6 protein-coding genes are annotated in these 15,013 nt (G+C 49.9%); 3 read left to right on the top strand and 3 right to left on the bottom strand.

Features of this window, described 5'->3' with window-relative positions; all coding sequences use genetic code 11:
- Window positions 1-120: 120 nt before the first annotated feature.
- Window positions 121-1,329, top strand: a complete 1,209-nt coding sequence (locus ACW6QF_RS09290) for a hypothetical protein (protein WP_456087603.1) — start codon at window positions 121-123, stop codon at window positions 1,327-1,329.
- 363 nt (window positions 1,330-1,692) lie between these two features.
- Here ACW6QF_RS09290 and ACW6QF_RS09285 read toward each other — a convergent pair whose 3' ends face one another.
- A complete protein-coding gene (locus ACW6QF_RS09285) occupies window positions 1,693-4,977 on the bottom strand; it encodes a DUF6383 domain-containing protein (RefSeq protein ID WP_456087602.1) in 3,285 nt (1,094 codons plus the stop codon).
- A gap of 829 nt (window positions 4,978-5,806) precedes the next feature.
- On the opposite strand from ACW6QF_RS09285, the gene rocD reads away from it, so the two are divergent.
- Complete coding sequence (gene rocD, locus ACW6QF_RS09280) at window positions 5,807-7,015, top strand: ornithine--oxo-acid transaminase (RefSeq protein WP_298547795.1); 1,209 nt, start codon at window positions 5,807-5,809, stop codon at window positions 7,013-7,015.
- A 6-nt stretch (window positions 7,016-7,021) separates the two neighbouring features.
- A complete protein-coding gene (gene rocF, locus ACW6QF_RS09275; RefSeq protein ID WP_298547792.1) occupies window positions 7,022-7,918 on the top strand; it encodes an arginase in 897 nt (298 codons plus the stop codon).
- A 63-nt stretch (window positions 7,919-7,981) separates the two neighbouring features.
- Here the strand turns inward: rocF and tamL are convergent, their stop codons facing one another.
- Window positions 7,982-10,285, bottom strand: a complete 2,304-nt coding sequence (gene tamL / locus ACW6QF_RS09270; protein WP_456087601.1) for a translocation and assembly module lipoprotein TamL — start codon at window positions 10,283-10,285, stop codon at window positions 7,982-7,984.
- Window positions 10,282-14,910, bottom strand: a complete 4,629-nt coding sequence (locus ACW6QF_RS09265; RefSeq protein WP_456087600.1) for a translocation/assembly module TamB domain-containing protein — start codon at window positions 14,908-14,910, stop codon at window positions 10,282-10,284. Before ACW6QF_RS09265 ends, tamL begins: the two co-directional genes overlap by 4 nt.
- Between the last annotated feature and the right edge of the window lie 103 nt (window positions 14,911-15,013).

The raw sequence follows: 15,013 nt of genomic DNA, 5'->3' as shown, positions 1-15,013 counted from the left end.
CCATAAACCGATATAAATTATCAGGCACGGATTACACGGATTTACACGGGAAGAAAATAATTAATCCGTGTGGTCCGTGTAATTTGTGCCTAATTTATATACCTATTATATACATATAGCATGAAACCTAAAATACATTTCTTTAACCCGGGACACGAAACCGCCATACTACAAGGCTCTGAAAATTACACTCCGCCCGCAAACGTGCAAAGGATGATCAGGGAGTTATCCTATCTTCCGGTCTGGTACGCGGACCCGGAGGATCTTGTCTTTACGGAAGAGATCGCTTCACCGCGTTTCTTCTCCCTACAGCCTAAGGAGTTCAGGCCGTTTGCCAAGCTGATCTCACGCAAGGAGATCGAAAAGCAGCAGAACGGACTGCCCGAAATGCAAGCTGCTCCCTGGGGACTTTCTCCGCATAGCCATTCCTTTTTTGAAAAGCTTCGGAAGAGCGGCAACCTGAACCTTACGATCCCGGAATGGAAAGAAGAATATGTCCGGTTGACAAATCGTCAGGCAGCAGCCGAATGTCTGGACAAAATACGGGAACTCCTGCCTGATATGGATGTGCCGGTATCGCCTAAATTCTGCAAAAAAATGAGGGAAGTGGAAAAATACCTGATCCTCCAGAATGCGCCTTTCGTGCTGAAGACGCCCTATTCGTCTTCCGGCAGGGGCCTGCTTTGGTTGCCGGAACGCAAATTGACTGCCAAAGACCGCGTCTGGATCGAAGGGGCGCTGAACAAACAGGGGTGTGTCAGCATTGAATGTGCGCTGAACAAATACCAGGATTTCGCGATGGAGTTTTATTCGGACGGGAACGGGAACGTACGCTATGAAGGGCTTTCCGTATTCGAAGCTGAAAAGAAAGGGGCTTATTCCGGAAATGCATTGGGCGAACAGACATATCTGGAAAGTTTCTTTGTTGAAAACTTCGGAGACAAATTCCAGCAACTGAAAGAAGCTGTGGGAGAGGCAATCCGGCAGATATATGGAAACATCTATACCGGTTACTTAGGGGTGGACATGTTGGTCTATCGCAGAAAAGCAGACGGCGAATTCGCCATACACCCTTGCATAGAAGTGAACATGCGCTACACAATGGGGATGGTAGCCTTGCGCATCAGCCAAAAGTACCTGGCGCCTAACGCCCGGGGCGATATGCGCATCACCTACACAAGCAAACCCGGCGAAGCCTACGAGCAACATTGTTTCATGAAAAAGGCCTATCCGATTGAAATGAAAGACGGGAAAATAAGAGAAGGATATATTTCTCTCTGCCCGGTCACAAAAGAGACCAAGTACAGAGCCTATATGCTGATTTTCTGATTCCGATATTTATAAAGTCGATAAATCTGCAGATTCAGCTTTTGGCTGATTAGCCAAACACCGGTGATTCTATTTAAAAGACATCCATGCCGGGCGAACCAACGAAGCCCCGAAGATGTCGATCACCTTCGGGGCTTGTTTTCTGTATGCTTTCGTCCTTCACAGGGTTACCGGCTACATTGAACTTTTCAATTCAATATACTTTAGTATTATTAATATTAAATCCGGCCGCCTGTTCGCCTGTCACAGGGTAATTGCCGTTTTCACGGCACGCGGCCAAACATTTTAGAATTATTTGATTATAAATATCTTCCTTTTGCCGGGGGGATGAATCCCCCGGCAAGGGATTGTTTTTTGTTTCTATTATTTTACAATTGTCTTAACAGCTTCTTCACCTTCAACGGCTACCACTACCACACCCTGGGGAGCAGCGATTACAGCGTTGTCGGAAGCAAGAACCGTATTAGCTACTACCTGGCCCAAGATGTTGCTGATAACCACCTTCTTGCCGGCAGCGTTAGCGATGGTTACCTGGCCTTCGCCGGCGATAACGGCGATTTCAGATGTAGCGATCGTTTCGTTGTCAGTTGCCAAGTCTTCTTTAGAGCCCTTTTCAATGTTGAAGATCAAAGCATCGTCATCATTTGTAAATTGATCGAAAGTAGATGGAGCACCAGCAGTACCAGACATTACGATACAACCATTCTGCATCTTCAACCAAGAACCTTCAACAGGAGCGATAGCATCGTCAGCCATAGATTCCATCAAGAATGCGCGGTCTTCTTCTACTTCGTTAGCCGCATTTTTCGGATCCAGGTAACGCATTGACCAAGTTACATACTTATGATCGTCACCCTGTAAATTCTTAATGTATTCAGCAGCATACTTATTATCCTTAACAGCCTTGTGAATAGCGGCTGTATCGAAAGTAGCCAACGTTACATCAGCGAACTGACCGGTCAGGATATACAGGCTATCACCCATATGTACAGCTTTCACAAAACCTGCACGCGTGTAGCCCTTCCAACCATAGTTAGCAGGTTTTGCAGCAGCGTGATCCACAGAGTCTGCAAAATTCACCAGATATTTACCCATATGGAACGGAGCCTTGCCTGCTTTGTCATGAGGACAGTTAGCCGGACGAGTTCCGCCGTTAGCTACGATTTCCTGGCATACCGGGCACATGTCACCAGCTTCAAATGCCTGATCCTGGCGATCGATAGAGATCAAATACTGCGGCTTGATGTTTCCATTCCAACGATTTACGAATGCAGTATCGACAATGAATGATTTACCATCTTTTGTGAAGTCCGGAGTATAGATACCTAAGAAATCAATGCCCTTAACCTTGAAGTTATCGTTATTTTCAACCTGCAGGTATTCATTACGATATTTTTCTTTGAAACGCAATGTATCGGCTGCATCACCAACATTGCCTTCCAGCTTTTCAGAATCGAAGCGACGATACAAAGGAGCATCGTATTTGCCGATCAGGAATGCAGAAGTTCTGGTTTCAGATGATACCTGGTTCTTCAATGTTGCAGACAAATCATCGTCGGTTACACCGGCTTTAGAATAGCCCAGATATGTAAATTCATCTACTGTTCCTGAATTCTCAACATACTCACTCAACCGGATCATTGCATGATAGCAATTATCGTCACCAGTTAAGTCATTATTTTCTTTGAAGAAGAATGTAGAAGGATACATATTTGCAGAAATTGCATATTTAGATTCGTCGTTTATACCTAAATAAGCATCATTCTTAGCTGGGACATATACCTTGTAAGCCTGTCTTCTCAACTGTTTCAAACCAGCGATACGACTTCCTGCTTTAGTTACATCGTAACCATAATCAGCGATAGCGCCATCTGCTTCAAGCGCAAATACGGCTTTCCCATCCAACACTGTAGCCAAAGAGTCTTTTGCCGATTTAGCAATAAACTTATCCTTTGTATAAGCATGCAGGTAATTGAATGTGTAGCGATTTACCAACAGGTCATTGGCGTCGATATTCTTATACCCCAGCAAAGTATCGCTCAAGGCTGTTGCAGGAACAGCATCGAAAGCCAAAGAATCTGAAGTTGTGAACGGTCTGCTATAAGCGGAAACATACATAAATTCTGCACCAGCTTTTTTTCTCAACTGGATAGTTGCATAATCATTATCAACAACAACATATTTTGATCCATCCCAATCAGTTGTCTTTGCAAACTCACGGTTTGTCAACGTGATTGTAGATGTTTTAGCTGCTTTATCAGAAGTTTTGTCTTTTAAGGCAACCCACTGGTAGGCCGGCATGTGAGCAGGATCTTGTTCGTCCGGGTTTACGGTTACCCAAGTAGGATATCCGCTATATTCGTCATATGCATTATAAACCGGGACAGCCAAATACTGACCTTTCTTATTCTTGATGAAATATACGCCATCCTCAACAGAAGTCAGGGTTTCATCTGCTTCAGGAGAAGATACGGCAAACAGCAAGTTTTCTGTTTCTGGAGTTGAATAAAGAGTCAATACTTCTGTTGTTGCAGTTAACTTAACAGCAGAAACAGTTGTATAAGTTTTAATTGTATTGTCTGATTGCAGTGTAGCCCAAAAAGATCCTGTCGTAGGATCGGCAGTACCTTTTTCTCTCAATGCATTTTGTGGAACAGCAATAGTCACACTATCTTTAAAGAGGTCACGGCTGATTGTAAAATCGAAAGCTTCTGCAGCAAGGTGATTGTATTTACCTGCTTCTTTTGTATTTGCAAATTTATACCATGTGTCGGTATTTGTACCTGTACCAACATGGAAAGCCGTATCTACATACGCATATTTAGCGACAGCAGCTCCATTTTCGATATTTTTCAGCCATACAGCACCGTTAGTAGAAGAGCTTGCCACTGCTTGGAATTTACGTCCAATCAATTGGTCTCCACCTACTAAGCCGGTCTTATTAGTGCTCAAAGTAAAGTATTTATTAGGAGCTTCGCCTAATACATTCAAATCATTTGCAGTCATATTAACCGTACCCGGGATAACAGCCTGAAGACCCAGAGCAACATCACCACCGGCGAGAGTTGCAGGTTTGCTATTTGCATATTTATAAGCATACAACAAGCCTGTACCATTCTGAACAGCCACAGCCATAGAAGAGTCTGCACGGAAAGCGCTTACAATAGCTTTGGCACTTGTTAATTCAGATGTAGCGTTGGGAGCAGAATACCAAGTCCATTCCGTGTCATTGCTTGCTTCAACCAAAGAGAATGCCTTGCTTCCTGCTGCAGGAGAGGCTACATTACCGCTTGCATCAGCAGCGATAGCACTCTTGGGATCGAAAGAAAGTGTTGTTCCATTTGCTTTGTTTACCAAAACAAAACGGTTTGAACCGGATACGGTCGTTACTTTGATTGTCCAAAGTTGGGCATTTACATTTGCAGCATCGGCAGTTATAACTTTTGCATTCTCAGCGGCATCATCCACTGAAATTACTTGTGCAATGTTACCACTGCTAAAAGTAGAAGTCTGCAACATGTAATTGCGTGCCGGAACAGAATAAATCTGGTCAGAGATCACTGTACCGGAAATTGCCGTTTGTGCATTTGCAGACATCCCACCTGCTACCAGTGCGGCAGCCAAAAGAGTAGAAAATCTCTTGTTCATAATCATTAAAAATTAATTGTTAATAAAATAGTGTTTGAAAATCCAACAACTAATTTCACGAAGGGGAAAACAACTCCCCGCGAATGATTATGAACGGGCATAAAAAAAACGCGGGTCTATTGTTTATTATCAAACATGAGGCATCTGCAAAAGCCCGCACAATAATAATAGAACAATAGCCCGCGCCTTATACGATATAAAACAATTTTCCCATAAGAATGGTAGATGAATTTATACGTAACCAGCGCAAGCATTTACTGTCCATTATCCCATTGTGCTAAAAATTTTGCAGATTTTCATGTAAGGAATAATCTCCGTAAAATGCTTACAATATGTAATTGACCCCGCGCCCTGTGAGCCGCTGCCCACTACGGAATCGTTGCAAAGGTAAATAGGTTTTCCGAATCGACAAGAAAAAATACCTGTAATTTTTCCAAAATATATGGGTTACAGGACAAAACAATACCATTTGGACAACATATTCCCCTGGTTTATGGATAAAATAGAAGTAAGTGAAACACTTTGGATGAAGTAAAAAAACGGATCTCAAGCTGTGCATTGATTGGCACTGATAACCAGCCAATTCCAGTTTCCTCCTAAAGGAAACCGGAATTTCCCCAGCAGGGAACTGAAATTCCCTCGGCAGGAAACGATAATTTCCTCGGTAGGAAACGAGAGTTACCTATGCAGGAAACGACAGAAAGGAATGGCACTAACGTATGTTTCTTAACATACTCTTTTGCATGACATAATGTAAGCTTTATTCCGTACCTTTGGAACAAGGACGTAAGAAACGCTTACAGTCTGCTAATTTTAAATCTGAAAGAAGATGAGACCGGAAGATTACATCACCCGTGAGGGGAAGTATGGTGCGCACAACTACCATCCCCTGCCTGTCGTTCTCCGGAAAGGAGAAGGAGTTTATGTTTGGGACGTGGAAGGAAAACGGTATTTTGATTTCCTGTCCGGCTATTCCGCCCTGAGCCAGGGGCATTGTCATCCGAAGATCATTAAGGCGCTTACCGACCAGGCACAGCAGTTGACACTGGTGTCGCGTGCTTTCCATGCCGATATCTTGGGAGAGTATATGGAGTTTGCCTGCAAGTTCTTCGGGTATGACAAACTGTTGCCGATGAACACCGGGGCCGAGGCGGTCGAAACGGCTCTCAAACTGGCGCGGCGTTGGGGATACCGGGTGAAGGGGATCGCTCCTGAGCACGCGAAGATCGTCGTTTGCAGCGAGAACTTCCACGGACGGACGATCACGATCATCTCCATGAGCACGGATCCCGGTTCGTATGCGGACTTCGGGCCTTATACGCCCGGTTTTATCAAAGTGCAATATAATAATGTAGGCGGATTGGAAGAGGCGTTGAACGATCCGGACGTTGTCGGTTTCCTGCTGGAACCGATACAGGGGGAAGCCGGCGTGGTCGTCCCCGACGAAGGGTATCTGCGGAAGTGCCATGACCTTTGCCGGCAACACAATGTCCTCTTTATCGCCGACGAGATCCAGACGGGTATCGGGCGCACCGGCAAACTGCTTGCCTGCGATTACGAGAATGTCCATCCTGACATTCTGATTTTGGGGAAGGCCTTGTCCGGCGGTGTCACGCCTGTCTCGGCAGTATTGGCGGATGATGAGATCATGTTGACGATCGCGCCGGGCGAACATGGTTCTACCTATGGCGGTAACCCGTTGGCTGCCCGCGTGGCGATAGCCGCCCTTGAGGTGGTGCGCGACGAGCATCTTTCGGAGAATGCTTTCGAGATGGGTGTCCTCTTCCGCAGCGAAATGGAGAAGATCGACAATCCGATGATCCGCCAGGTGCGGGGAAAAGGACTTCTGAATGCTGTTGTCACCGTGCCGCGGGATGGGAAAGTGGCCTGGGACATCTGTCTGGCGCTGAAAGAGAACGGATTGATCGCCAAGCCGACGCATGACCATATCATCCGTTTCACTCCTCCGTTGGTTATCGACCGGGATCAGATGATGGAGGCCGTCGGCATTATTAAAGATACATTCGCTCAATTTTGATTGCCTATGAAGATAAATGTGATAGGAGTCCCACTCAACTTAGGGTGCGACCGCGAAGGGGTGGAACGCGCCCCGAACCACCTGCGTGAACGGGGCCTGATGAAGATTATCCGTAAAAACGGACATCGGGCCTTCGACCTGGGCAATCTGTATGTTCCTCCGGTTTCGGAGGCGGATAAGTTTGCCCGCGGGCGGAGTCTGAAATATTTAGATGCGATTGTCGAGGTCAATAATAACCTGGCCGAGTTGGTCTACGACACGTTGCGCGGAGGGGCTTTCCCGCTGGTGATCGGCGGAGACCATTCGTTAGGGCTGGGCAGTGCGTCAGGAGTGGGAAAGTGCTTTGACGATTTCGGCATCATCTGGCTGGATGCGCATGGCGACATCAATACGAGCGAGACTTCTCCCAGCGGCAATATTCATGGGATGCCGCTTAGCGCCCTGATGGGGATGGGGAGCGAGGAATTAGTCAATATCTATGCGCCCGGCAACAAGGTGAATCCGCAGAATGTCTTCCTGGTCGGAACCCGGAGCCTGGATGAAGGGGAACAGGCTTTGATCGAGCGTGAGCAGTTGAGTGTTTATACGATGGACATGATCCACCAGAAGGGCATCGGCTTTGTTGCCGAAGATATCAAACGGAAGCTGAAAGAACGGAAGATACGGAATGTCCATTTCAGCATAGACGTGGACAGCATCGATCCCCGCTTTGCTCCCGGTACGGGAACACGCGTGTGCGAAGGACTGATGCCGGACGAGTTCAAGGATTTCGTCGAACATATACTTTCCACCAATCTGATCAAGTCGATGGACCTGGTCGAACTGAATCCCGAACTGGATGTGAACGACCGAACCACCCATCTGTGCCTGGACATTATCGATTATATAACGGCCCGCTTGTAAGCGGACTCTATTGGAACTTCAAGAGCCGTTCCTGAAGCGGCAAGCAGAGTCGAAACCGTTTCTTTAGAACGGATAGCCGATTGCCAGGTGGACGCCCATTCCGTCTTTGAAGTCCGGGATGTTGTAATAGCCTTTCTTTCCCGTATCGTACGGGACATGCAGGCCGATTCCCCAATCCAGGCGGATGACGAGGAAGGTCAGGTCGTAACGCAGTCCGATGCCGGTTCCCAAAGCCAGGTCTTTCAGGAAACGGCCCCATTTCAGTTGTCCGCCGGGACGGCTTTTGTCGTAGCGTAGCAGCCAAATGTTGCCGGCATCGAGGAAGGTCGCTCCGTGCAGGTCGCCCAAGATCGGGAAGCGGTATTCCAGATTGGCTTCGAACTTGATGTCGCCGGTCTGGTCCAGATAGCCGTATTTCGAATCGGTCGGGCGGTAACTGCCCGGCCCGATGCTTCGGATCGTGAAAGCCCGGATACTGTTGGCGCCACCGATGTAGAACTGTTCGCTGTAGGGTGTCGTGATCGAATTGCCGTAGCTGTAGGCGACGCCGGCCATCAGGCGTCCGACCAGGTGCTGCTTCTTTCCGAGATAATAGTTGTACCGTATTTCGCTCGTTAGTTTGGCAAACTGGGCGAAGCGGTTCCCTAACAGTTTCTTGTCCCGTTTGTTAAAGCTCTTACCGGCGATGGCATAGGCGCCGTCGAGAATAAGGCCCGCCTGTGTGATGGAAGACTGCCACCAGAGATGGTTCTTTTTGGTAGTGATGGGAGAATCGTCATACGTGTATGTATAGCCCATCGACGGGATGAACTGGTTCTCGAGGCTTCGCCCCAACGCCTTGTTGACATCTACGATGGAGTCGAATTCATGCGTCGTATGCTGCAACAGCGAGTAGGTCAGCTTGAACGGCGTCACCGAATGGTGGCTGGTCGCCGACGGCTGGAACTCGTACGAAGCGCTTCCGCCGAATGCCAGCATCTTGAAGAATTTGGCACGGTTCAACTGGTCCGCATAGATGCGGAAGGAGGTGCTGGAAGGGTATTTCGTATCGTTCTTTATCAGGCTGGGGAAAAGCACTTGCGGGAAAGTAAGCGTACCGCTGATGCCGAACTCCCAGCTGTTGATCGCCGAGCTGCCGCCCGAAACCCGTTTGCCGGTCTGCCATTCGTAGGAGCCGCGCATGCTGACGCCGAAGGTCTCTCCTCCTCCGAATACATTCCGTTTGGTAACGCTGAAGATCGCGCCCGGACCGGTCTGGTCATTACTCTTGGTGGTCACGTTCAGTTCCAGCTCGCCGTCCAGCGGAAGGTCGTAAACCGTGTTGATCTGCAGGTTCAGCGTATCGCAACGGCGAGAGGTGTCTTTGGGAGTATATTGCATTTCCGAATAGCGGAAAATGCCGAGACGGGAGAAGCCGGTCTGGGTCTTTTCCTGCTGTTGCTGCGAATAGAGGTCGCCGGGGCGGAATTTCAGCCGGTCGTACAGCACCTTCGGACGGACGCGCAACTTCCCTTCGTAAAAGACGGTCATATCCTTATACCGGATGGAATCTGTCGGCGGCTCGTTGTTGTAACCGTTCAGGAAGACCGATACGTCGCCTATCTTCCAGGGACGCAGTACGGTGCGGGGCAGCCCCGGCTTTGTAGAGATACGGAGCGCTACCTTTCCGGGATTCATGATCGTATCGGCCTGGTAGCTGATAAATTCGGGACGGAAATAGTAATACCCGTTGTTACGGAGCAGGGAAGAGATGCGCTGACGTTCGGCTTCGAGCTGTACGACATTGAAATTATCGCCGTCGTGCAGAAGGCGGTCTCCGATGTTACGCTGGACGAGCGTGTCGATGCGATGCCGTAGCCGGACGTACGCGATGCTGTCGTATGTGTAGGCATTGTTCATCTCCACCTTGTAGCTGATCTTTGCCTTTTTCGGGTTCTTGGGGTCCGGCTCCACTTCATAGGAAGTAGCCCCGTTGAAGTAGCCGTATTCGCGAAGCAGGTTATAGGCGACCTTTGTCCGGACTTCCGGATTGACCGTGTTGATGAAAACGGGCTTGGCCGCCAGTTTGTTGAAGATCCATTTGTTGAGTTTCCCCCTTTTGTTCACGAACGCATTGTACACCCACAGCCCGAACGGGAAAGGAATGCGGATGGACGAACTCCCAAGCAGGGCGTTATTGGGCGGATAGGCAAGGGCGGCCTCCACTTCCGTCAGCGCCTCTTCCCCTTCCTTGCTCTTGTCCTCGTCCGTCACTTCAATCTTCTTGATCCCCGTATATAAAACTTCCCCTTCCGGCAGATTCTTCGTCGTGGAGCAGGAAGCAAGGAGGAATAACGAAATAGATACAATATATTTGATGTGTTTCATTTTTTCTCTTCTGTTTGTTTGTCGTCCGTTACCGGCTTGGGTTTGTTCTTTTTAAAGATGAAGAGTTCACGGAGGTGAAGCATCTTTTTGCGCAGGACGATACCGGCGCCCGTTTCCGTGATCTCGCCTTCTAACAGGCTCTCGTAGTTCTTGTCGTGGAAGAGCTTGATGTAACGGGTCCCGCTACCGTCGAGGCGGTATTCGATCGATACGTTGTCGATGAACTGCTGAGACTGCCCGGCGCCCGCATCCTGTCCGGTCGAAACACGTCCGCCCAGTATGATGCTGATCCGGTCGTTGTAGAACCGTTTGGCGAAGCGGAAGGAGAAGTCTGTCCGCTCCCCGCCCGATCCTGTGCCGTTCTGGTCGTACTGCTCCATGCCCAAAGTGATATCCACGGACTTCAAGGCGCTACCCGCGATATTGTTGATCTCGCTTTGCAGGAAGCTGTTCAGGGCGGCGCCCATGTCGAGGCTCGGCTTCTTTCCGCCACCGCCGACATCGCTCATGTTGAGGTACATTCCCGTGACAAGCATCGTGACGGCTATCTGTGACCGTTGCCCTTCGCCCATCTTGTCCAGTTCTTGTTGCATGGACTGGTCTTCCGGCGCGGAGAGGATAAATTGCAGTTGCAGGTTCTCCAAAGTCTGCTTGATAGCCACGCCGACATTGAACGTGACCAGCCGTGAGCTGCCGTCGTCCTGTGTGACGGATGCCCGCATCCGCTCGGTAGCCGTCAGGTTCAGCATTGGGTCCATCGGGTCGCCGCTCCACTGGACGTAGCTGCCGTCCTGTATCGTGAACTCTTTCAGCGGAATGATCGGCATGGCATATTTTACCATGCCTCCCGAAAGCGTATAACGCCCGTTCAGGATCATTTCACCTTGTGTCGTGTATTGGAATGACAAGTCGCCGCCTCCCTCCAGTTCCACCCGGCTCGATTGGTCGGGGGTGATATCTGCGTTCAGACGGACGGCCTGGTCGATCCGGATCGTCATCAACATGTCCAGTCCGCCGATGGGCAGAGGTGCTTCCGGCCGGTGCCGGCGAGTCAGCAGCGTGTCGGAGAAATCGGTAAAGGTCACAAGGTCAGCCAAGCGATCTTGGGCCGTAAGCGGAGATTCCTGCATCACGTAAGTGACGTTCGTCCCGCCCAACAGTTGTAAGTCTCCTCGCATGATCAAGGCGTCGAGCGGCCCTTTGACCGTCGAGTTGAGGTTGACGAGCAGCTTTCCGTACACCATGCTTTCCTTATTGCGTTTCACATTCAGCAGTTGCAGGTCGTGAGCCGTCAGTTTCAGGTTCGCCATCATCCGGGAAGGATTGTGAATGTCGATCGTCCCGTCGATTACAAACGGATTGGTTCCCGAAGCATAGATGTTGTATTGGTCGAAACGGATCAGATTATCCCGGATCTTGATATCCTGCTTGTCGAAACGGAAGGAAGAACCGACTGCCGTGACATATACCGCCGAACTGTCCATCCTCACATACCCGTTGACAGCAGGGGCCGAGGTGGTCCCGGTTATCGCCAGCTCCCCTTGCAAGGCTCCCGTCAGTTTGGCCATATTGTCCGGAATGAACGGGTTTACCATTTCCAGCGGCAAGGCGGTGATGTTCATATTCCCGTCCAGGTAATCCGTTTTACCCATTTTGTAATAGGCGTTGATCGCCGCCACCTCGTTACGATCGCGGAAAAGGTGCATGTCGACCTGATGTTCCTTGTCGCTAAGCGGCAGGTAAACGGTGTTGAACATCAGTTCACCTACCCGTCCCCCTTCATAGAACAAGCTGTCGATATGAGCGTCCGCCACCACCATGAAGCTGCTGTCCGAAGGGGCATACTGCAAGTCGGCACTCAACATCCCCCGCATGGAAGGGAGGTCCGGGAATCCCTTTGTGATCGCATCCAGGTCTATCTGGCTCAGCTCGGCATGGATTTCTTCCATCCCTTCTCCTCCGGCAAGCGAATGGATCCAGAGCGAAGCGTTGTTCTCGCCGGTCAGCCGGACATCGGCGGCAATATTTTTTATGTCGCGGTACAGGATATAATTGTCGGCATTCAGCTTAAACGTGCGGAAAGCCAGTATCGGATCTTCCGGGAAGAGATGCAGGCGCAATCCCTCTTTCTCCTTGTCGACACGGGCTCCTAACCGGAAGCCGGTTTTGCCTTGGCCGTCGGTATATTCCAGTTCGGCATCGGCAAAGGTATTACGGACCTTTCCCCGCAAGCCGGCGGTGAAAGGTTGCTGCTTCCTGTATTTTGTCTTGATGACTCTCGTGTCGTACAGCAGGCCGAGCGAATCCTGCCGGACGATGAAGCAGATCGTGTCGATCCGTGTCGTGTCCTGCATCAGGTTGAAGAGATCGGCATCGAGGAAGAAGCCCTTTTCCGGCGAGGTGCTGGCTTCGATATCCAGGTTGTCGAAGGTAATATAATACTGTTGCAGGATGTTGTAAATCGGATTATCCTTACCGGCCGTGATCTTCAGGTCCATATCCGGCAGGAGCGGACGGAAAGCCGGAATGTCGATCATCGAATCGCGTTCCAGCTGTCGGGTGAGGCCTTCGTTTATTTTCGTGAACTTATCGGCCATCGTCTCGATATCCGCATTACCGGTCAGGACGACTCCGAGGTCTCCGGCGTGGAAGGAGACACGGGTCGTGTCTTTATCGCTATGAGCACGTAAAGTCAATGTTTTCGGGTGGAACTTGCCGGTCGGGTTCATCAGTTCCCAGTTACCGAGGGTAACGTCCACCTGGTTATTCTTCCCCATGTCCGTTTCCGCCTCTGCGAAAAGCTGGAAGGAGGTCGCCAGCGAATCGTTCATAAAGTGCATGCCGTACAAGTCCAGGTTTTGCACGTCGGCGATCAGCATCGCATTCACTTTCTTCTTATGGAGAGTCGCATTCAGCGACATATCCATCTTTGCAAGCGGATAATGGCTGAGCAGGTCGAATTTCAGCAGGTTCTTTTCCAACGAGCCGTCCAGCTTCACGTCGGATACGGCGTATGTCCCATACTCGATATTCGTAATCTCCCCGTCTAATTTGGCCCAGGTGGTAACGCGAAACGGATCATACCCTTTCCCCTCGGCACGGATCGAGGCGGTCAGGCGGTAAAGGGAATCTTTGGGAAGGAAATCGGTCGGTTTCAAACTGTCGACCTTCAGGTCGGCCTGGTAAGACTCCCGTGCGGGGTTATAACGTGCCGTCAGTCCGACCCTGCCCTCGCCTTGTGTGAGCAAAAGGCCGGCGCGGAACTCCTGGTTCTGCAAAGTCGCCTCCCCTTTCAGTCGCATTGCCGGAAGGTTATAGCGTGAACGTTCGGATACCGGCAACATACTGAGGACAAAATCGAGATTCCCGGTTTGCACATCCAGCTGGAACTTACCCGAACGGCGGATGCTGTCTGCCACGGCTTTCATCTCTCCTGTGACATTCAGATCGAAGACGCCGGGCAGTCCGCCTTTCAGCTGGCGTAGCCGTAGAGCAGCCAAGTTCCCTTCTATTCCGGCTGTCAGGCTGATTTCTTTCTGAGGATAGGCTTGCTTGAACTCCTTGGGGAGAGGACCGGCAAAGACAAATACATCTTCTTTTCCTACCGAGGCGGTCAGCAGGCTACGGAGCGTGCCGCTCGGCGTATTGTCGAACGAACTCCAGGGAACGGTGGCCAGCAGGCGGATCTCCGAGTAAGGTGTTTTCAACAGGAGCCCCGGCACCTGTATCGCGGTGCTGTCACTGCTGATATCTCCGGTCAGCGAACTGATCGTCAGTCCGGAACGGTCGTTGGCGGAAAACTCTTTGATCCGTGCACCGATATCCTTTCCCCCGTATAAAAGCGAATCGATCCGGATATTCACATCATTCAAGGCAATATGTGCCGGATCGAAACCCGGAGCCGGGTCATCGTAGCTGCCGTCGTAACTTAGGGAAGAACCGGACAGAAGAAACCGGGAAGCACCGTAGCGTGCCGATCCGAGGTCGATCCTTCCGTCGGTCAGTCCCGCCTTGTCGATATAAGTCGCAAGACGCAGCGAATCGTCCGGCATCTGCATGGCGAACGCCACCCGGTTCAGGTCGATTTGGTCCAGCGCCAATTTCCAGTTGACAACCGTCGATGTCGTATCTTTGTTTGTTGTCGTATCGCTCATCAGAAGGGTGACGGCTGTATCCGAAAGGTCGATTTTGTTCAACCGGGCAATCTCTTTTCCGAGGTCTATACGGTCGGCTTTGGCATAGAGCTTTCCTAAAGTTCCTTTGATCACCATTCCCTCGATCAGGTTGCCTGTATTGGCTTTTACGCCACGCAGGTCGATCGCATCCACCAGGACTTCTTTTTTCAGCAGCGGCAGCGGACGGATGTTAACCTGGAAACTTTCGAGCAATAATAGCGTGTCGGGGGGAGTCATAACTTTCACATCCCGTACCGTCAAGTTAAGCGGAAAGGATAGACGTATCTGTCCGATCCCGATATTCATACCGGTAGCTTCACTGGCATATTTGGTGGCTAACCGCACAGCGAAATTCTGGAAGGGAGGTATATACAAAAGAATTGAAATCAGGATGACCAATACCACCGGTATCAGGCATATGATCCCTATTCGCTTCATCCAACGTCTCATTTGTCCTTATTGTGTGTTTTCGTTATATTCATAACGGTTAAAGGGTCTGTTTTGTTTGACATTCCGTTAACAAAAATAGGGAATAAATTAAAAATAAAGAAGG

It is taken from the genome of Parabacteroides sp. (genome assembly GCF_977054455.1).
The sequence above is the reverse complement of the archived record's forward strand: the minus strand, read 5'-3'. Positions and strand labels throughout refer to the sequence as shown.